The organism is Alphaproteobacteria bacterium (genome assembly GCA_040218575.1).
Lineage (GTDB): Bacteria > Pseudomonadota > Alphaproteobacteria > JAVJRE01 > JAVJRE01 > JAVJRE01.
This window is the reverse complement of sequence record JAVJRE010000006.1, coordinates 195,755-215,745: the sequence shown is the minus strand read 5'-3', so window position 1 is coordinate 215,745 and position 19,991 is coordinate 195,755. Positions and strand designations below refer to the sequence as shown.

16 protein-coding genes are annotated in these 19,991 nt (G+C 67.4%); 9 read left to right on the top strand and 7 right to left on the bottom strand.

Annotation, left to right across the window (positions count from 1 at the left end; all coding sequences use genetic code 11):
* Nucleotides 1-32: 32 nt before the first annotated feature.
* On the top strand, nt 33-359 hold the full coding sequence (locus tag RIE31_08690) for a hypothetical protein (GenBank protein ID MEQ8640665.1): 327 nt from the start codon (nt 33-35) through the stop codon (nt 357-359).
* On the opposite strand, the gene RIE31_08685 is transcribed toward RIE31_08690, so the two are convergent.
* Complete coding sequence (locus tag RIE31_08685; GenBank protein MEQ8640664.1) at nt 271-1,236, bottom strand: LysR substrate-binding domain-containing protein; 966 nt, start codon at nt 1,234-1,236, stop codon at nt 271-273. The two genes, RIE31_08690 and RIE31_08685, sit on opposite strands and share 89 nt — an antisense overlap.
* A gap of 133 nt (nt 1,237-1,369) precedes the next feature.
* Here RIE31_08685 and RIE31_08680 point away from each other — a divergent pair, with 133 nt between their 5' ends.
* The 7 genes from RIE31_08680 to RIE31_08650 all read left to right on the top strand — a co-directional run bounded on the left by RIE31_08680 (nt 1,370) and on the right by RIE31_08650 (nt 8,704).
* Nucleotides 1,370-2,833, top strand: coding sequence for an aromatic amino acid lyase (locus RIE31_08680; protein MEQ8640663.1), 1,464 nt, complete (start codon nt 1,370-1,372; stop codon nt 2,831-2,833).
* A 348-nt stretch (nt 2,834-3,181) separates the two neighbouring features.
* A complete protein-coding gene (locus RIE31_08675) occupies nt 3,182-5,284 on the top strand; it encodes an FAD-dependent oxidoreductase (GenBank protein ID MEQ8640662.1) in 2,103 nt (700 codons plus the stop codon).
* 84 nt (nt 5,285-5,368) lie between these two features.
* Nucleotides 5,369-6,199, top strand: a complete 831-nt coding sequence (locus RIE31_08670) for a TauD/TfdA family dioxygenase (protein ID MEQ8640661.1) — start codon at nt 5,369-5,371, stop codon at nt 6,197-6,199.
* A 101-nt stretch (nt 6,200-6,300) separates the two neighbouring features.
* A complete protein-coding gene (locus tag RIE31_08665) occupies nt 6,301-7,365 on the top strand; it encodes a TauD/TfdA family dioxygenase (GenBank protein MEQ8640660.1) in 1,065 nt (354 codons plus the stop codon).
* 83 nt (nt 7,366-7,448) lie between these two features.
* A complete protein-coding gene (locus tag RIE31_08660; GenBank protein ID MEQ8640659.1) occupies nt 7,449-8,027 on the top strand; it encodes a hypothetical protein in 579 nt (192 codons plus the stop codon).
* 39 nt (nt 8,028-8,066) lie between these two features.
* Nucleotides 8,067-8,318: a hypothetical protein gene (locus tag RIE31_08655; GenBank protein ID MEQ8640658.1), complete on the top strand. Its 252-nt coding sequence runs from the start codon at nt 8,067-8,069 to the stop codon at nt 8,316-8,318.
* Nucleotides 8,319-8,323: 5 nt separating this feature from the next.
* Nucleotides 8,324-8,704 carry a hypothetical protein gene (locus RIE31_08650; GenBank protein ID MEQ8640657.1) on the top strand — a complete coding sequence of 127 codons (381 nt, stop codon included), beginning with the start codon at nt 8,324-8,326 and terminating at the stop codon, nt 8,702-8,704.
* 8 nt (nt 8,705-8,712) lie between these two features.
* On the opposite strand, the gene RIE31_08645 is transcribed toward RIE31_08650, so the two are convergent.
* Nucleotides 8,713-10,848 carry a PBP1A family penicillin-binding protein gene (locus tag RIE31_08645; protein MEQ8640656.1) on the bottom strand — a complete coding sequence of 712 codons (2,136 nt, stop codon included), beginning with the start codon at nt 10,846-10,848 and terminating at the stop codon, nt 8,713-8,715.
* Between the two features lie 131 nt (nt 10,849-10,979).
* Between RIE31_08645 and RIE31_08640 the strand changes: the two genes are divergently transcribed.
* Nucleotides 10,980-11,588: a GNAT family N-acetyltransferase gene (locus RIE31_08640; GenBank protein ID MEQ8640655.1), complete on the top strand. Its 609-nt coding sequence runs from the start codon at nt 10,980-10,982 to the stop codon at nt 11,586-11,588.
* On the opposite strand, the gene gyrB is transcribed toward RIE31_08640, so the two are convergent.
* The 5 genes from gyrB to rpsT form a co-directional block, all read right to left on the bottom strand.
* On the bottom strand, nt 11,585-14,077 hold the full coding sequence (gyrB, locus tag RIE31_08635) for a DNA topoisomerase (ATP-hydrolyzing) subunit B (protein MEQ8640654.1): 2,493 nt from the start codon (nt 14,075-14,077) through the stop codon (nt 11,585-11,587). The two genes, RIE31_08640 and gyrB, sit on opposite strands and share 4 nt — an antisense overlap.
* Nucleotides 14,078-14,122: 45 nt before the next feature.
* Nucleotides 14,123-15,481, bottom strand: coding sequence for a DNA replication/repair protein RecF (locus RIE31_08630; GenBank protein MEQ8640653.1), 1,359 nt, complete (start codon nt 15,479-15,481; stop codon nt 14,123-14,125).
* A 4-nt stretch (nt 15,482-15,485) separates the two neighbouring features.
* Nucleotides 15,486-16,625, bottom strand: coding sequence for a DNA polymerase III subunit beta (gene dnaN, locus RIE31_08625; GenBank protein ID MEQ8640652.1), 1,140 nt, complete (start codon nt 16,623-16,625; stop codon nt 15,486-15,488).
* Nucleotides 16,626-16,931: 306 nt separating this feature from the next.
* Nucleotides 16,932-18,530: a chromosomal replication initiator protein DnaA gene (gene dnaA, locus RIE31_08620; GenBank protein ID MEQ8640651.1), complete on the bottom strand. Its 1,599-nt coding sequence runs from the start codon at nt 18,528-18,530 to the stop codon at nt 16,932-16,934.
* A 1,062-nt stretch (nt 18,531-19,592) separates the two neighbouring features.
* Nucleotides 19,593-19,865, bottom strand: a complete 273-nt coding sequence (gene rpsT / locus RIE31_08615; GenBank protein MEQ8640650.1) for a 30S ribosomal protein S20 — start codon at nt 19,863-19,865, stop codon at nt 19,593-19,595.
* Between the last annotated feature and the right edge of the window lie 126 nt (nt 19,866-19,991).

Sequence of the window (19,991 nt, the reverse complement as noted above, 5' to 3'; positions counted from 1 at the left end):
GACCGGGATGTGACCATGCGTGCGTTGCCACCATGGCGGCGACGGGTCAGGCTTCATCCATGTTCTGCTTTGGTATGCGGCCCGCCCGCCATGACGCCTGGTTCGCTGACGAAGGCGCCAACCGCGCCATGCGCCGCCATGCCACCTGTACGCCGACCCCTTATGGCCGCCAGGCGCCCGGCGCCGTGGTCTGGTTTATCCTCGGCGCCGGCGCCGTCGCCGGGGCAAAGGTCGCCGGCGTCGTCACCCTGCAACCGGCATCCTTGCTGATTACCTCGGCCGTCGCCGGCGCCGCACTGGCGCTGCTGATCCGTCTGCCTGTCTATCTCCGCCGCTCTCCCCGCTCCCATCGCGGCTGAGGCGGGCTTCCTCCAGCAGCCAGTCGCGAAACGCCACGATGGCGGGCCGCATCCGGTCTTCCGGACGGCACAGAATGTGGTGCTGCCATAGGGTCTCGACCGCCGGGCCGATGGGCACCACCAGCCGGCCTGAAGCGATGTCGCCGCCAGCAGTGGTCCGCCGGCCAAGCGCCACGCCATAACCGTCAATGGCGTATTGCAGGGCGATCGCCGGATCCTCCACCTGCAATATGCTCTTCGGCGTCAAAGGCGACGCCCCGGCCATGGCGAGCCAGTCGTCCCAGCCGATGCTCAGCCCGTCGCGGATCTGTGTGTGGTGGGCCAGGTCGGCGATGCTTTTTACGGCCGGACCACGCTGCAGCAGAGCCGGGCTGATAACCGGAAAGAAGGCGTCGCCCAGAAAGGATGTCACGTGCAGACCGGGCCACTGGCCGTCGCCGAAGCGGATGCCCATGTCAATGGCCGGATCGTCCCAGTCCACCGGCCCGTTGATGGTCACCACGCGGATAGCGTGCTCCGCGTGGCGTTCGCGGAACCGGTGCAACCGTGCGGCCAGCCAGCGCAACGCGAAACCCGGCGTCATGGCCACCGACAGCGGCCGTGTGTCCGGCGTCACGCGGATTCGGCCCACCGACTTGGCAATCTCCCCCAGCGCCATGGTCAGCGACGGCAGTAGCGCCTGACCGGTCGCCGTCAGTTCAAGCCCGCGCCCGGCGCGGCGCACCACCGCCACGCCCAGGTGTGCCTCCAGGTTGCGAATCTGATGGCTGACGGCGCTGGGGCTGACGCCCAGCTCCGCCGCCGCCGGCCGCAAACGTCCGGTACGGCCCAGCGCCTCAAAGGCGCGCAAGGCGGCGAAAGGCGGCAGCGCGGACATCCAGGGAACCAGGCTTGGTTGAGTATGGCTCAAATATTGAATGAGTCCTTTTCGATTGCAAGGGGCCCGGCCACTTTGTCAGATTGAAAACTATGCTGACCATTATCGCCTGAACGCCGTAGGGAATCGGGACATGACCGTCATTCTGGATAGTGTAGAAGATTTCAATCTTACCAACTTGCGGCGGGTCGCCTGGCAGGGCCAGCCCGTCCGGTTCGGTCCGGCCGCGCTGGCCCGCATGAAAAAGTCACGGGCCGATTTCCTGCACATGGTGGACACCGTGCCAGGCTTGCACATCTACGGCGTCACCACCGGCTTCGGCGACAATGCGGCCAAACTCCTCAATGCCGAGGAGCGACAGACCATGGCCAAGCACCCCTCCTTCATTCAGTCAGTGGCGGTCGGGCCTGAAATGCCGCCGCGCATCGTCCGCGCCATGATCATGACCCGCCTGCTCAACTATGTGTCGGGCTATGCGGCGGTCAGTCTTGAGACCGCCCAGGCGGTAGCCGACATGCTGGACGGCCGGCCGCTGCCGGTGGTGCGTCGCTGGGCCCAGGATTCAGAGGGCGAGCTGCATCAGTTCTTCAATCTGTATCACCACCTCATGGGCGAAATGAGCCAGGTGCGCGACCAGAACGCGCTGCGCAACGGCTCCGGCTGCTCGGCCGGCATTCTCGGCGACATGGCCTTGCGCACCCGCCGCCGGGTGCAACTGGCGACGCGGGTCTTCGCCCTGTCCATCGATGTCGGCCACATGGGGACCCAGCCCTATGACCCGGCCCTCAAGTCGGTGCTCATCGACCCCTTCGAGCATGAGGCCATTGACCTGCTGAACCGGGACCTGGCCGACCTCTCCGGCGATGACCGGCGCGAATATCAGTCGCCCATTAGCTGGCGCATCCTGACCCGCGTACTGGGCCATCTGCTCCATTCCCTGTCACGGCTGGAATGGGCGGCGGACATCACCCTCACGCAGGTCAACGACAACCCGGTCTATCTCGGCCCCGACGCGGCGCCGCCTTATGGCCGCTGCATCACCACCGGCGGCTTTCATGTGCCCCAGGCCTATCAGATGGTCAACTGGATGAAGGCGGCGTGGGCCGACGTGGCGGCCATTGCCGCGCGCCAGGTGGCGCTGCTGCACAATGGCGAGGTCAGCCGCCTGCCGCACCGCCTGATGATTCAAAAAAATGGCCGGCGTGGCTCCACCTTCTTCTTCTCCACGACCGCCTATGACATGGCGCGACGCATCCAGGACGAGGCGGCGCCCGCCACCATTCCGCTCTATGTCGGCCACGACACTCAGACCGATACTATCTTCCCGCTGTTTCAGGCGTGGGAATCGGAAAACAGCGTGTCACGCTATGTGGATCTGCTGCTGGCCATGCTGGCGGCGACGGCCAGCCAGGGCCTGGCCGCGGCGAACAGCGAACCGGCGCCGTCGCTGCGCGCTTTTGTTGAAGATGTGCGGCGCCATTTCCCGCCGGTGGATGGCTCACGCGACATGGGCGGCGACATTGACAAGCTGGCCGACGCCTTCGGCGCCGCTGTCATGGGCGGCAGTGACGCCTTCGGCCTGCCGAAGCTGGACTGAGTCGGTTCACCAGGCACGAGTCCGCAGGAGGCGATGATAGCGCGATGAGGTGGTGGCCCGGGTGCTTGCCGCCTGTGCATCGCGCGGGCGTATTCCTGAAACCCTCGATGTTTTCCCCCACATGCCGCTGGACGACGCCTACGGCGTTCAGGAAGCTATCAAGGAGGGGGCGCGGCGCGGCCGGGGAGGGATCGCTGGTTCGGCTGCAAGGCTGCCCGGACCAGCCAGGGTATGCAGAAGAATGTCGGCGGCGACCATGTCCACCTGTCCTTTACCCATCTGGGAAAGGTCAATCCGATCTTGCAGAACCGTCGTCTGTCCAATAGCTGATCATTAGAGGAGGCCGTCATGGCCGACGCTACGCTTCAAACCGGCTCCGGCCGCCCGGGCTCTGCGAACCCGGGCCCGCCAAACAAGACAGTGGGATTTGATGCCCTGCTGGCGCCGTTGCGTATCGGGCCCCTGGAGCTGAAGAACCGCATCGTCGGTGCGGCCCACGCTCCGGGCTATGCGGAGGATGGCAAGCCCGGCCTGCGATATCAGCTCTACCACGAAGAGAAAGCCAGGGGCGGTATCGCCATGACCATGTTCGGCGGCTCGTCCAATGTGGCGCGGGATTCAGGCTCTATCTACGGCCAGATCTATGTGGGCTCCGACAGCGTTATCCCGTCGTTCCGCCAGTTCGCCGAGCGTATCCACCGGCACGGCTGCGCCCTCATGTGCCAGATCAGCCACATGGGACGGCGCACCACATGGGACAGCGGTGACTGGCTGCCCACCATTGCGCCATCAGTGGTGCGCGATCCGGCCCACCACTCGGTGCCGCGGGCCATGGCCCCGGCGGATATTCGGCGCATCATCGGCTCATTTGCGTCCGCCGCCCGGCGCTGCCGCGAAGGCGGGCTGGATGGGTGCGAGATACTGGCGACCGCTCACCTGCTGGGACAGTTTCTGTCGCCGATCTCGAACCGGCGTGACGATGACTATGGCGGCGACTTTGACAATCGCAGCCGCCTGCTGTTCCAGGTGCTGGACGCTGTGCGTCACGCCGTCGGAAAGGACTTTCTGGTGGCCGTGCGCTTCGCCATGGACGAGTCCAATGAAGGCGGCTTCGGCGTGGAGGAAGGCGCTGCCCTGGCGCGACGGCTCGGCCGTTCGGGCCTGGTGGACTTCCTCAACATCAATGGCGCCTACACCGGCACGACTCATGGTCTGGCTGAGACCTATCCGGGCATGGCCTGGCCACTGGCGCCCTACTTGCCGCTGGTGAGGCGCGCCCGGGACGAAAGCGGCCTGCCGGTGATGCATGCCGCGCGGCTGTCCGATGTGTCCACCGCCAATCACGCCGTCGCCGCCGGCCATCTGGACATGGTCGGCATGGTACGACCCCTGCTGGCCGATCCTCATCTGGTGGCCAAGCTGCACCGTGGAGAGGCCCATCGCATCCGGCCGTGCGTTGGCGCCGGCTACTGCATGGACCGCATCTATCGCGGTCAGGACACGCTGTGTCAGCACAATGTGGTATCCGGCCGTGAACACCTTCTGTCCCACCACATTCCGCACAGCGCCACGCCGGCCCGGGCGGTTGTGGTGGGTGGTGGTCCGGCCGGGCTGGAGGCCGCGCGGGTGCTGGCGCAACGGGGCCATGCCGTGACTCTGTTCGAGGCGGCCGACCGTCTCGGTGGCCAGATCGTTACCGCCGCCCGCGCCGGCTGGCGGCAAGAGATGATCGGTGTCGCCGACTGGCTCGATAGCGAGGTTCGCGCCCTGGGCGTCAAAGTACGACTGAACGTCCTGGCGGAAGCGCGTCATATTACTGCGGAATCTCCCCACATCGTCGTCATCGCTACGGGCGGCCTGCCCGAACCATGGCTGGCCGAGGGCGGCGCCGAGCATGTGACCACACCGGCTGACGTGCTGGCCGAACCGGCGCTGCCGACAGGCGATGTCCTGCTCTACGACGAAGACGGCGGCCACGCCGCCCTGTCGCTTGCCGATGTCCTGCGCCACAAAGCCCGGGTCGAAATGGTATCGCCTGACCGCCATGTGGGCCGTAGCGCCGGCGGCCAGAACTTCCCGGTCTATTTACGTCATTTCTATGAAAGCAACGTCCGGCTGACGCCTGATACCCGCCTGCTGGGGGTATCCCGGCGTGGCAACCGCCTCGTCGCCACCTTGTTCAACGAATACAGTCGCCAGCGCAGCGAGCGCGAGGTGGATCATGTGGTGGTCAGCCAGGGAACAGTGCCCGATGACGAGCTCTTCTCCTCTCTGGCCGGCGCGGCGCGCAATGGCGGCGAGACAGACCTGGATGCCCTGGCGGACAACCGACCACAACCGGTGGCGGAGGGTGGCGGAGATTATGTGCTGCACCGGGTCGGCGATGCGGTGGCCAGCCGGGATATTCATGCCGCCATGTTCGAAGCCCACCGCCTGTGTCGTCATTTGTAGGCCGGTCGCGATGGAACCTCCCGATGACTCATTCGACCGTCATCGCGCACCACGCTGAAACGAATCCCTGCAGAGGACTTTGCGATGACCATTACCGCTCCTGAGACCCGCCCGGGCCATAACGGGCCGGACGTCACCATCACGCCGCTGACGCCGCCTGTCGGCGCCACCATGGACGGTCTCGACCTGTCCGCGCCCGACGATGCCACTGCCCGCATCATCCGCCGCGCGCTGGCCCGTCACCTGGTGGTGTTCGTCACCGGTCAGGATCTGACGCCGCGCCAGTTGCGCGATTTCACCGCTCAGTTCGGTCCCGTCTTCAGCCACCATTCCGACGAAGGCGTGATCAAGGACGCGGCCGTTCCGGAAGTTCTGGAGATGCGGAAAGAGCCGGACGGCACCCGACTCTTCGGCGGCACCGCCTGGCATGCCGATGTCACCTTCCGCAAGCCCGGCGCCCTCTACTCCGTGCTGCACGCCAGGGTGCTGCCGCCGGTCGGCGGCGACACCGGTTTCGCCAGCACCGTCGCCAGCTTTGCCGCCCTGACCCCGGCCATGCAGGACATGCTGCGCGGGCTCAAGGCGGTGCACAGCTATGAAGGTCCCGGCCGGCCCGACCGCGAAGGCCAGACCGCCATTCATCCGGTGGTGCGGACCCATCCCGACAGCGGCGCGGAAGGACTCTATTTCAACCGCATGTTCGGCGTGCGCTTTGAAGGCATGACCGAGTATGAGAGCAAGCCGCTGATCGATTTCCTCGACCACCACATGACCCGGCCGGAGTTCACCTGCCGGCTGCGCTGGCAGCCGGGCATGGTGGCCATCTGGGACAACCGCTTTACCCTGCACTACCCGATCAACGATTTTACCGGCCACCTGCGCTCGCTGATCCGCTGCACCGCCATGGACACCTGAACCGGCCCATGAGCCGGGCCGGCGCTTCCGGACCCGCGGTCTGGACCGGTTGCGCCGATCCGGCCTAGTCTTGGCCTCTGGCCGCCGACTGAGGAGTCACCATGGACAGGGCCGACCTGAAACCGGCTGGCGAGGCCTCGGCCCTGTGGCGGGCAAGCGATTTTCCCTCCAGGGACGCCTTTGCCTATGACCTGACGCCGGCTCATGTGGCGGCGCTGGAAAAGGCCGTGACGGTGGCCCGTGCCAGCGGCAAGTCCATGACCGACACCACCAAAGCGGACTTTCCTCTGGGGGACGCCGCATACGCCATCGCGGCCATCGGCCATGAGGTGACCCAGGGTCGCGGTTTCGTTCTGGCCCGCGGCTTCCCGGCCGACCGTCTCGCCCTCGATGACATGGTGTGGATGTACTGGGGCATCGGCTGTCATTGGGGCCGCGCGGTATCGCAAAGCCTGCGCGGTGACCGCCTCGGCCATGTGCTGGACGCCTCAAAGGGGAAACCCGGCGCGCGCGGCTATCGCTCGTCCCAGGAGCTGCACTTCCACAATGACAGCGATGACATCGTCGGCCTGTTGTGTCTGCGTCAGGGAAAGTCCGGTGGCGACAGCCTGCTGCTCAACGCCTTGGGCATCCATGATGCTCTGCTGCGGGAGAACCCTGCGGCGCTGGCCCTCCTCTATGAAGGCTGGCGCTATGACTGGAACAACCAGGCGCCGCCGGGTGAGCCACCCATCACCCCCTACAAGGTGCCGGTCTTCTCCCGCGCCGTTGACGATCAGGGCCGCGACAAGGTCAGCGTGGTCTATCTCCGTGGCCACATCACCGACGCGGCAAAGGAACTCACCGGCGGTCTGTCGGCGGCGGACCAGGCGGCCATCGACGCGCTGGAAGAGATGATGAAGCGCGACACGTTCCGGTTGGAGTTTCGCCTGGCGCCCGGCGAGCTCATCCTGTTCAACAATTACACAACCTTTCACGCCCGCACCGCGTTCACCGATCATGACGACCCGGCACAGCGGCGCCATCTGCTGCGCCTGTGGCTGCAGGCTTGGGACCGCCGGCCGGTGCATGAGAATGTCCGGCGCTACTACGGCGCCGACGGCATGCCGGCGCAGGAACGCGCCGACCAGGTCTATGGCGGCGACACCATGGAGGCGGTGGCCTGAGATGATCTGCCAGCGGCGACGACGTGCCGGCGGGGCGTGACCACCGCGATCTGACACGCCGGGTGTGGGCCGCCGACCGGCTCATGTCCGAGGCGGCGGATACGACCGACCAGAAACCGGCTCCGCGTGACATCAGCGTCGCCCGCTGGCTCGGCAACGGACCCATGCCAGCCAGTGTCTTTGATGATTTCGATGGCGATGGCAAGCCGGGCACGGCGCGCCGCGCGCCGGGTTCACACCCCACCCGCTATGGCAATTCCGGGCCGGGGCCTGTGGTCTGGGCCGTCTTCGCCGTTGGCCTGGTGGCCGCCGGCAAGATCATCGGCCTGGTTCCGCTGAACGGCGGCAGGCTTCTGCTGGTCATGCTGCTGGCCGGTATCGGTCTGGCCCTGGGGGTCGGGCTGGTCCGCCGTGCCGGTGGCCCGCCGCCGCAATACAACCTGCAAAGCTACCGGCAACAACAGCGGCGAAGTTTGTATGTCCGTGCTGGTGGTGCTCGCGCCGGGCTGGCGGCCATGGCCGCGCCCCCACCACCGTCGCCACATGAGCCGACAGCGCCTGCCGCCGTGCCGGTCATGAATGATCCACAGCCCGGCGCGACCACGGTAAACACCAGAAAAACAAAGAGCTTTCGCGCGGGCAGCGTGATCCGCCGCGGCTGATTGCTGGACCGCACAGGGCGGCTCACCTAGAGTCAGATCATGTCCCTGCCCCGCGACCGTCAGCCACCCCGTCCCGCCTTCAGGCGCGGCCGCATCACCGCCATCCTCTACCTGGTCATCGCCCTGGCCGCCGGTGGCATGTTCGCCGTGGCGGCTCTGGAGTGGCTCGGCCTGTTCCGCCTGCACGGCCGGTTCGGCGATGTCCTCCTGTTCGGCGTCGGGCCGGCCGCCGCCTTTATCCTCTACGGGGTGCTGCACCGGCTGGCCCCCGAGCGCTTTCCCTTCGGTTGAGCATCATGGGTTTTTCCACGCAGGGCTGGTCCAGCCATTTCGTCTCCCGCGCCAGCCATGCCCTGGACGTCATCGGCGCGCGGTACAATGCCGGCCGCAACAGCGTTACGGTCTGGATCATGGCCGGCGTCGTGGCTGCCTATGGGCTGACCGCTCTCGGCCTCCTGCCTGATGGATCGCGCGGCCATTGGACTGCCTGGCTCGGTGGCGGCACCGCCGGCATTCTCATTCACCTGTTTGTCTGGTCGCCGTTCATGGCGGCGCGCCACCGCGCCCGCATCCGGCGTCTTCGCGGGCGCGACGCCGCCGCACCACCACGTGCGGGCGACACAGGGCCGCCCGCCGCCAGGCCACCGCCGCGCAAGTCCGCCGTCAGGCGCGGCTGAGCCCGACCCTACTCCGTGCCGCGTCCGCCGCCGCTGCCGGCGCCCGTGCTCGCGCCGCCACCGAACAAGCCGCCGCCGGTGACCGGCGCCGGCATGGTCAGTGGCCGCACCGGCAGGCCGTTGTGGGCCGCCAGCATGAAGTCATGCCAGATGATCGCCGGCAGATTGCCGCCGGTGACCGCACCGGCTGGTCCGCCGGTCGGGCTGGAATCGTCATTGCCGACCCACACGCCCACCACCAGATCGGCGGTGTAGCCGATGAACCAGCCATCGCGCTGGTCCTGACTGGTGCCGGTCTTGCCCGCCGCCGGCCGGCCGATCGCCGCCTGCCGGCCGGTGCCGTCACCCATCACCGCACCCAGCAACTCATGCATGTGGCCAATGTCGCGCGGCCGGACGACCGCCGGCGCCGGCGATAGCTGTCGCCGGAAAATGTCAAAGGGTTCAGCACCCGCCCCGCCACCGCTCACCGCCACCGTGCGGATGCCAAACGGCCTGACCGCCTGGCCGCCCGAGGCAAAGACCGCATAGGCGCTGGTCAGCTCCAGCAGGGTCACTTCTTCGGTGCCAAGCGCCAGGCTCGGCAACGGCTGCAGCGGCGACAGCACGCCCAGCCGCCGCGCCGCCGCCACCACCCGCGCCGCGCCCACCTGCTGCACCAGCCGCACCGCTACGGAGTTGAGGGACCGGGCGGCGGCGGTGCGCAAGCTGACCACCCCCAGATAGGTGTCGTCGAAATTGCCCGGATGCCAGTCGCCCAGCACAATCGGCGCGTCCAGAACCTGGCTGTCGGGGGTCAGCCCGGCCTCCAGCGCGGCCAGAAACACCACCGGCTTGAAGGCGGAGCCCGGCTGGCGGCGCGCCTGCACGGCGCGGTTGAACTGGCTCTGGCCATAGTCCAGCCCACCGATCATGGCCACCACCTGACCCGAAGGGCGCATCGCCACCAGCGCCGCCTGAGCGACGCCACGGCCGGCCCCGTCACGGGCCATGACCGCCGCGACCACCGACTCCCCAAGGGCCTGCAACGCCGGGTCGAGACTGGTTTCGACCACCAGGTCGCGCTCGCTTGGCCCCACATAGTCGGTCAGCGAATCAACGACCCAGTCGGCGAAGTAACGGGCCTGGCGCGGCACCCTGTCCGCGCCGGCGCCACCGGCCAGCGTCCGCGCATTTCCCGCCCGCGCGGTCGGCGCCGACGGCGCCGTGGCAAGGGCCTGGGCCCGCTGCTCCGGCGTCAGCCGCCGCCAGTCCACCAGGTCGTCGAGCACCCGCCGCGCGCCGCGCGCCGCGCCGTCCGGATTGTTCGCCGGATTGAGCCTGGACGGGGCGGTCAGCACGCCCACCAGCATGGCCGATTCGTAGAGCGTCAGTTCGGCCGGCGGCTTGTCAAAGAAACGCTCCGCCGCCGCCGCGATGCCATAGGCGCCCGCGCCGAAATAGACCCGATTTAAGTAGAGCGTCAGAATCTCCGCCTTGCTGAAGCGCCGCTCCAGCCACAGCGCCAGCATCGCTTCCTGCGCCTTGCGGCGGAACGTCCGTTCCGGCGTCAGGAACAGGTTCTTGGCCAGCTGCTGGGTGAGGGTGGAGCCCCCCTGGGTGACGCGACCGGCCCGCACATTGGCTACCGTCGCCCGCACCAGGGCGCGCGGATCAATCCCTCTGTGATCGGCGAAGCGACGGTCCTCCGCCGCCAGCAGGGCGGGCACCACATGGGGCGACACCTGGTCCAGGGTGACGGCCCCGCCGTAGGTCTGGCCGAAGCGGGCGAAGGGCCGGCCGCTGGCGTCCAGCAGCACGACGCTCGGCTGGCGGATCAGGGGTCGGGCATCGGCCAGGTCCGGCAGATCGCTGGCCCACCAGGCCAGCAGCCCGGTCAGCGCGATGACACCCCAGACCGCCGCCGCCAACCCCCACACCAGCAGACGGCCGACCAGACTGCGGCGGCGACCGGTCGCGCCGTCCGCGGCCCGCCGGCCGCGACCCCTGCCGGTCGCCGCTGTACGCCGCGATTTACCCGGCGCCGCACCCGAACCCTTGCCGCCGCCTGACGGGCCACGTTTCTTGCCGCTGCCGCGGCCGGTCGGGCGCGCCGACGGGTCGGCCGCCAGTCGCGCCGCCTGCCTTTTCGACGGTTTGCTCACAAGGTCCCGCCGGCGGACAGAGCGGCCTGCCGCCCGCCGTCATGCTGCAACAGGACCGTCACCTCGACCGGCCGCACCGCGCCCTCTACTCTCGCCCCGGCCAATGCCTCTTCTCCTGACCGGTCCCTGCCATGTTCCGCCGCCGCACGCCCTTTGAGATTCGCCCGCTCCGTGCCGACGACGCGCCGGCACTGGCTACCCTCTTCGCCGAGTTTCAGGCCGCCTTCGGCCAGCCGGCCAGGCCCTTCACCGCCGAAGTCATCCGCCGCGACGGTTTTGGTGATCGGCCGCATTTCCAGGGGCTGCTGGTCTGGCCCGCCACTGCTGGCGGCGGCGGCCTCCACTCCGAAGGCGCCCACTCCGACGACAGTGGGGATGACGCTGACAATGGCGGCGACGCCCGCCAGGCCGGCGGCGGACCGGCCGGCTTTCTCCTGTGGACCGCGGGCTATGATACGGATCTCGCCTGTCATGGGGCCTATGTGTTGGACCTCTATGTGGCGCCGCCATGGCGCAGGCGGGGCATGGCGCGGGCCATGCTGGCGCGGCTGGCGGCCAATGTGCGCGACGCGGGCGGCGGCTTTCTCTTCTGGGGCACGGACATGCGCAACCGTCCGGCGGTCAATCTCTATGAGCGCATTGCAACCCCACAGACCGGCGTCAGCCTGTTCGCCTGCGACGGCGATGCCTTCCTGCGGCTCGCCGGCGAAGGACGCCGGCACGGTGGCGGCGCACCCTAAACGTCCAGATTGGCGACTTTGAGGGCGTTGGTCTGGATGAACTCGCGCCGCGGGTCCACGTCCTCGCCCATCAGGGTCTCGAACAGGCGCTTGGCCTCCTCCGCATGGTCCACCCGCACCCGCAGCAGCCGGCGCACCTCCGGGTCCAGCGTGGTCTCCCACAACTGCTCGGCATTCATCTCGCCAAGCCCCTTGTAGCGGTTGATGGTGGTTCCCTTGCGACCCATCGCCAGCACCGTGCGGAACAGCGACCGCGGTCCCGTCACTGCCGTCTTCGTCTCGCCACTGGCCAGCGTCCCGCGCTGTATGAAATGCTCCAGCAGGAAGGGCGACATGTCCTTCAGCGCCCGGCCCTCGCTGGACTTGATCAGCGCTTCCGACAGATCGTAGCGGGTGGTGACGCCACGGTCCTCCCGCGCCACGGTCATGCCGATGCCGTCATGCAGGGCGCAGGTCCAGCCCTGTTCGTGTTCCGGTGACAGCACGTTGAGGCGGCGCGCCAGATAGTCGGCGGCGTCCTGCGCGTCCTGGCGGTTGTCGAACAGGGCCGGGTCGAACACCCGGACAATGGCCGCCTGCTCCACCACGTCGCTGTCGCGCACGGCGCGGGCAATGGACTCGATGTGCCGCGTGGCCAGCCTCGACTGCTCCACCGCCGTCGCCAGATCGTCGCCGGCGATTTCGCTGCCGTTGTGCAGGGTCAGCACCGCGCCGGCCACGCCGGAGGCAATCAGATAATCGTCGAGCTGACCCTCGTCTTTGAGGTAGCGCTCGCCGCTGCCGCGCTTGACCCGGAACAGCGGCGGCTGAGCGATATAGAGGTGCCCGTTCTCCACAATGTCCGGCATCTGGCGATAGAAGAAGGTCAGGAGCAGGGTGCGGATGTGGCTGCCGTCCACATCGGCGTCGGTCATGATGATGATGCGGTGATAGCGCAGCTTGGCCAGGTCAAACTCGTCATGGCCGATGCTGGTGCCCAGCGCCGCGATCATGGTGCCGATCTCGGCCGAGCCCAGCATCTTGTCCATGCGCGCCCGCTCCACATTCAGGATCTTGCCGCGCAGCGGCAGGATCGCCTGAAAGCGGCGGTTGCGCGCCTGCTTGGCGGTGCCACCGGCGGAATCGCCCTCCACCAGGAACAGCTCGCACTTGGTGGGATCACGCTCCTGACAGTCGGCCAGCTTGCCCGGCAGCGACGAGATGTCCAGCGCGCCCTTGCGCCGCGTCAGATCGCGCGCCTTGCGCGCCGCTTCACGGGCGACTGCCGCCTCGACGATCTTGTCGATGACCCGGCGCGACTCTGCCGGATGTTCCTCAAACCAGCGGTCGATCTGTTCGCCGGCGACCCCTTCCACCACCGGCCGCACTTCGCTGGACACCAGCTTGTCCTTGGTCTGGGACGAGAATTTCGGGTCCGGCACCTTGACCGACAGGACACAGGTCAGGCCCTCGCGGGCGTCCTCGCCGGACAGTTGCACCTTGGCCTTGCGGGCGCTGGCACTGTCCTGGGCGCGGGCATTGATGGTCCGCGTCAGGGCGCCGCGAAAGCCGGCCAGATGGGTGCCGCCGTCGCGCTGCGGAATATTGTTGGTGAAGCACAGAACCGTCTCGTGAAAGCTGTCTGTCCATTCCAGCGCCGCTTCCACAGTAATGCCGTCGCGCTCGCCCTTGAACAGAATGGGCTTGGGATGCAGCGCCGTCTTGGACGAATCCAGATAGGCGACATAGGCCTCCAGGCCGCCCTCATAGTGCATTACCTCGCGCTTCGGCTCGACGCCGCGCGCGTCGGTCAGAACCAGGGTGACGCCGGAATTGAGGAAGGCCAGCTCGCGCAGGCGATGCTCCAGGGTGGCAAAATCATACACCGTTTTGGTGAAGGTCTGTTCTGACGGTAGAAAGCGCACCTGACTGCCGGTGCGCGGCTTGCCCCGTGCCGGGTCCAGCGGGGCCGGACCCACCTCTTCCAGTGGCGAGACCGGGTCGCCGTGGCGAAACTGCATGGTGTATTCCTTGCCACCGCGCCAGATGCGCAGGTCAAGCTGCGCCGACAGCGCATTCACCACGCTGACGCCGACGCCGTGCAGGCCGCCGGACACCTTGTAGGAGTTCTGGTCGAACTTACCGCCGGCATGCAGGTGGGTCATGATCACCTCGGCCGCGCTGACTCCTTCCTCGGAGTGAATCTCGGTCGGTATGCCGCGGCCATTGTCGGTCACCGTCACCGAGCCGTCAGGCTCAAGCTGCACGTCGATATAATCACAGTGGCCGGCCAGCGACTCGTCAATGGCGTTGTCCACCACCTCATAGACCATGTGGTGCAGGCCGGAGCCGTCGTCGGTGTCGCCGATATACATGCCCGGCCGCTTGCGAACCGCATCGAGGCCGCGCAACACCTTGATCTGCTCGGCGCCATAGGCGCCGTCATCAGGGGCGTTGCCTGTGGCTTCGGGCGTCGCTTCGGGCGGAAGGGGCTTGGCAGGGTCACTCATGGAAATGTCCGGTTCTGTTTCACTTATGAATTGCGTGTGGGCCGTTCAGTCGAGCGGCGTCAGATGGCCGGCCGCCACGGCAAAGCACTGGGCCCTGGGACCAAGCGCCTGGAACAGGGCCGCATCGGTGCCGGTCAGCCACGCCTGGGCGCCACTCTCCAGCAGCGCCTCGAACAGGGCATCGCGCCTAACGCTGTCCAGGTGCGCCGTCACCTCGTCCAGCAAGATCACCGGCGCGGCGCCATCCTCACGGGCGCGCTGGCGCACATAGGCCAGCACAATGGAAATCAGCAGCGCCTTCTGCTCGCCGGTGGAGCAGCCCGCCGCCGGCACGTTGCGCGCCCGATGATGGGCTACCAGGTCGCTGCGGTGGGGCCCGCGCAGCGCCCGCCCGGCTTCGGCGTCACGCGTCCGGCCACTGGCCAGCGCCGCCTTCAGCCGGTCTTCCGCCACCACCGCCGGGCTCTCGTCCAGCCACGTCTCCACTTCGCCAGCCATGTGGAGACCGGCCGCGGGAAAAGCATCACCGGCCAGCCCCTCCGCCAGCGCCCCGTCCAGGCGACGCACCATCTGTCGCCGCGCCGCGGCAATGGCCACGCCATAGGCCGCCGCTTCGCTTTCCAGGGCCGCCAGCCAGATGGTATCGGGCCGGGTGCCGCGCAGCAGCCGGCCGCGCTCGCGCAACGCCCGCTCATAGGCGCTGACCCGGGCCGCATGGTCCCGGTCGGCGCCATGGACCAACCGGTCAACGAATCGTCGCCGCTCGCCGGCGCTGTCGTCAAACAGACGGTCCATGGCCGGTGTCAGCCAGATCATGGCGGCCACGCCGGCCAGCGCCTGCGGCCCGCCGGCGTCCTTGCCGGCGATGCGGCTGACGCGCCGGACGCTGGCCGCCGCCTCGTCTTCGCCGCCTGCCCCATCGCCCCCCGTCGTGTCGCCTCCCGTCGTGTCGCTTCCGGCCCGGTCACTGGCGGCGGCAACAATCGCGCCGGTGCCCACCTCGATCAGGTCCTGGCCATGGGTCGCCAGTGGCGAGCCGGCAATGCGCGCCGACACCGCCCACAGCAGATCGCCCGCCTCCGCCACCGCCGCACCGGTCGGCTCTGCCGCTTCCGCCGCCGGCTGCCGCCGCGCCATGTCTGCAAGGCGCGCCCGGCGCAGCCCGCGACCCGGCGCCAGCAAGCTGACCGCTTCCAGCAGATTGGTCTTGCCGGCGCCGTTGGCGCCGGCCAGGACAACCGGCCGACCGTCCAGATCCAGACGCAGCCGGTCATAGTTGCGAAACCCGGTCAGGGTCAGCCGACGCAGCGCCACACAGCCGGCGGTGCCGTCCTGCGCCGCATCCGCCCCGGCGCCATAGGCCGCCAGAGGCGAAGGCCGAGCCGTATCGGCCGCCAGCGTCAAAGGCCTACACCCGCATCGGCATCAGCACATAAAGCGCGCCAGGGGCGCCGCCATCGCGCACCAGGGTGGGCGAAGCGCCGTCGGCCAGCACAAAGCGGCAGTCGTCGCCACTGATGCGGTCGGTGATATCCAGCAGGTAGCGGGCGTTGAAACCGATCTCAATGGCATCGGAATCATAGGCCGCCTCCACCTCTTCACTGGCGCTGCCATTTTCCGGACTGGTCGCCGAAACGGTGATGGTGCCGGCATCCAGCGCGATCTTCACCGCCCGCGACCGGTCGGTGGAGATGGTCGCCACGCGATCCACCGCGGCGGCGAAGGTCTTGCAGTCAACCTCCATCACCTTGTCATTGGCCGACGGGATGACCCGCTCATAGTCCGGGAACGTGCCGTCGATCAGCTTGCTGGTCAGCACCACATCATCAAAGGCAAACCGCACGCTCACCTCCGACAGCGAGACCTGCACTTCCTCCTCGCTGTCGTCCAGCAGTTTGCGCAGCTCGTTGACCGCCTTGCGCGGCACGATGATGCCGGGTATATCGCCGGCGCCGTCCGGTGCGGCCATCTGGAAACGGGCCAGACGATGGCCGTCGGTGGCCACCGCCCGCAGCACCGGGCCCCCACCGTCTCCGCCGCCATCGCCGTCACTGGCGGCGGCGTGGACATAGATGCCGTTCAGGTAGTAGCGGGTTTCCTCGGTGGAAATGGCAAAGCGTGTGCGGTCGATCAGTTCGCGCAACGCCTTCGCCGGCAGGCGGAAAGCGTGCGGCAGGTCGCCGCTGCCCAGCGCCGGAAAGTCCTCCGCCGGCAGGCACGGCAGGGTAAAGCGCGAACGGCCGGCGCGCACCGTAATGCGGCCGCCCGCATCGTCGCGCTCGATGGCCACCTGACTGCCGTCGGGCAGCTTACGGACGATCTCGTGCAGGGTGTGGGCCGGCGCCGTCGCCTGGCCGCTGTTGGCCACGTCCGCCGGCGCGCTTTCCACCATGGTCAGGTCCATATCGGTCGCCGTCAGGGACAGACGATCGCCGTCGGCAACGATCAGCACATGCGCCAGGATCGGAATGGTGTTGCGCCGCTCCACCACGCTCTGCACATGGCCAAGGGACTTGAGCAGGGCGGCCCGTTCGATGGTCAGCTTCATGGCGTGATGGATGGCGTGATAAATGTCATGGCAGTGTCGTTCCTTCGGCCGCGTCGCTGGCGGCAGGGTCTGAGAGCGTCCGATCCGCTGTTTTGCGCCGCCGCCGCGAACGCCCCACAGCGGAAGGCGTGACGGGTGGAGGAACGGACGCAAGACAGGCCCGCGCCGGCCGCGCCCCGCCGTCTTCGGCGGGTCCGCGGCAGACGGCTAATCCTATCACAGCGGGGGCTGCCAGGGGTGGATTTTTAGGCCGGGGGACCGCCAAAAAACCGGCGGAAACACTGGCGCTCTGCCAAACCCGTCCGGCTAGGTTTCAAGCATCCGGCGCAACAGCTCCACATCCTCGGCAAAGGCCGAATCGCCGGCCGACAGCTCGTCCACCTTCTTCACCGCGTGCATCACGGTGGTGTGGTCGCGACCGCCGAACTTGCGGCCGATTTCCGGCAATGAGCGGGCCGTCAATTGCTTGGCCAGATACATCGCCACCTGCCGCGGCCGGGCCACGGCGCGGGCGCGGCGGGCCGAATGCATGTCGGCCAGGCGGATATTGTAGTGCTCGGCCACACGCTTCTGGATTTCCTCGATGGTCACCCGCCGGTCATGGGCCCGCAGCAGGTCGTGCAGTGTTTCCTGCGCCAGCTCCAGTGTCACCGGCCGGCCGATCAGGGTGCCGTGGGCGACGATGCGGTTGAGCGCCCCTTCCAGCTCACGCACGTTCGACGCGATGCGATGGGCCAGGAACTCCAGCACCTTCTGGGGAATCACGCAGTCGAAGGTCTCGGCCCGGGTTTGCAGGATGCCAAGGCGCAGCTCATAGGTAGTGGGATGCAGATCGGCCACCAGACCCCAGCCAAGCCGCGAGCGCATGCGCTCTTCCAGCCCCTCCAGGTCCGACGGCGATTTGTCTGCACTGATAATGATCTGCCGGTTCTGGTCCACCAGGGCGTTGAAGGTATGGAAGAACTCTTCCTGGGTGGAATCCTTGCCCGAAATGAACTGCACATCGTCGATCATCAGCACGTCAACCGAGCGGAACTGCTCCTTGAAGGCCACCGTGTCTTTGAAGCGCAGCGCCCGGATGAACTGATACATGAACTTCTCGGCCGACAGGTACAGGACCTTGCGGGTCGGCTCGCGCTCACGGATATGCCAGGCGATGGCGTGCATGAGGTGCGTCTTGCCGAGCCCCACCCCGCCATAGAGGAACAGCGGGTTGAACGGCACCGTGTGGGACTCCGCCACCCGCCGCGCCGCCGCATGGGCCAGCTCGTTGGGCTTGCCGACGACGAAATTGTCGAACGTCAAACGGGGGTCCAGTGGCGCGCCCAGTTCGTCAAGCGGCCGACTGATGGCCCGGCCAGCCTCCCGTCCCTCATCACGCCGGTCATCGCGTCCGTCGCTACGCGCCTCTGTGTGCCGGCCGACGCGCGTCGCCGCTGTCGGCGCGGCGCGCGCGGCGCCGGCCCCCGACCCGTTTACGTCCGGCCCGGCCGCCGCATCGTCAGCCGCCGGCGGGGCGGCGCTGTCAGCGATGGTGATGATGACTTGACGAACAGAAGCATTCTCCGCCTGCCACAGCCGACGAATCACGTGCGCATAGTGGGTCGCCACCCAGTCGCCCAGAAAGCGTGTGGGCGCGGCGATGACCACCTGATCGCCGGCCGCGCCGTCCAGAACCAGCGGCTTCAGCCAACTGCGATAAACCGCCTCGCCCACCTCATGACGCAACTGGCCACGCACCCGCGCCCATTGCTGGCCGATAACGGCGCTGACGGCGGGTGGACGACCGACGGACAGGGCCGGCTCACCATGTCGCTCAGCCCCGCGCCCGACCTCTCCGGCCGGTTTGCCGGCCTGATCCAGGGTCTTGTTGCGCTGAGCCTGATCCGACACGTCTGCCCCCATCTGTCGTCTCTCCTTTGGCTTGGCCTCTGGCCCCAGGCCTCGGCTTTGGCTTGGCCTTCCGGCCTGGCCTTCTGGTTTTGGCCCCAGGCCCGCGCCCGCAAGTCGCTCAAGGCCGGCACCATCACCCGGTTGCAGCACACCATTCCTGACGCGCCGCGACCGGATACTCAATGCATCTGCCGATGCGCCTTTCGAAACACCCCCAAGACGCGCGGCGTCTGTCCGCCCATCGCCGCCGCCACCTGGAAACTCACCCCCCAAGAACCAACCGTCCCTCACACCGCACCGCATACCGCAACACGCGTCCGCTGCCTGTGCTGCCCGTGTACAATGCCGCGCGCCTTGCTTCGACGCTTTGTGCGGCACCGCTGTGCGCGGCGACACCAGCCCGCGGCATATACACATGCAGCAGGCACACCTGCGGCGACCTGTAGTGTGTCACGCCGCGCCCCGCGATCTTCTGTGGCGCACCGCCAACGGTCGGTCATACTCTCGCGCGACAGACAACAAATCAGGCGCCCCGGTCTCTTTTATCTCTTGTGAGAGAAGGGCCGGGTTTACCTCTTTCGACTTGCTGAATATTGCACTGCCAAGAAAAACCGCGTCGATTGACTGTAATCACCACGTCTTCCTGACATTTGCGACTCTAGCGAAGCCACCGATGGGGTGCAATGGCCATTCGACTCTCTGCATGATGATTCGCGGCGCGGCGTGACCTTTGCGCGCAAGCCAATCGTTCACTGCATCTAGTCGCCGTGTGCGAAGTGCATGGCCGCTGTCCGACACCTGCTCTTGCCGCGCAGGACGTGCGCATGGGGTGACCTGCCCGAAGGAGTCCTTGTCTCTCATAGAGATGCGGTTGATCGTTGCGATGTTGTGCCAAGCCGATGTTGCATGGCATTCATTCACCGGCGTCACATCTGGTCGGCGTTACGGCACAACCGACTCCAACATCTTGTGCCGGTGCGTGTCGACTCACCCTGCGGCGTTTCGACCATCGCGCACGAAACAAAAAAAGCGCCCTCGCGGGCGCTTCACTCTCTGCGATGATGTGTTCCTGCGTCAGGCGCCCGCCGACAATCCCTTGATGCGGTGTGACAGGCGCGACAGTTTCCGCGAAACCGTGTTGCGATGCAGAATACCCTTGGCGATCGAACCGTGCAGGACGGGCTGCGCCGCCTTCAGCGCCGCCGCCGCGACGCCGGCATCACCATTCTGGATCGCTGTCTCCACCGACTTGACCGCCGCGCGCACATCACCCACACGCTGACGATTCACCGTCGTGCGGATTTCGATCTGCCGTATGCGCTTCTTCGACTGCCGTGTATGGGCCATGCGGACCAGGTCCTGTTAATCAGTTTAATCAGCGAAAACCGGCTGCTGGCCGGGAACTGGCGCTTATAGGAGGCCCTGTGGTCCGAGTCAACGGGCGAGGCAGTCGCCGCTCAGGCTTTTCCGGGG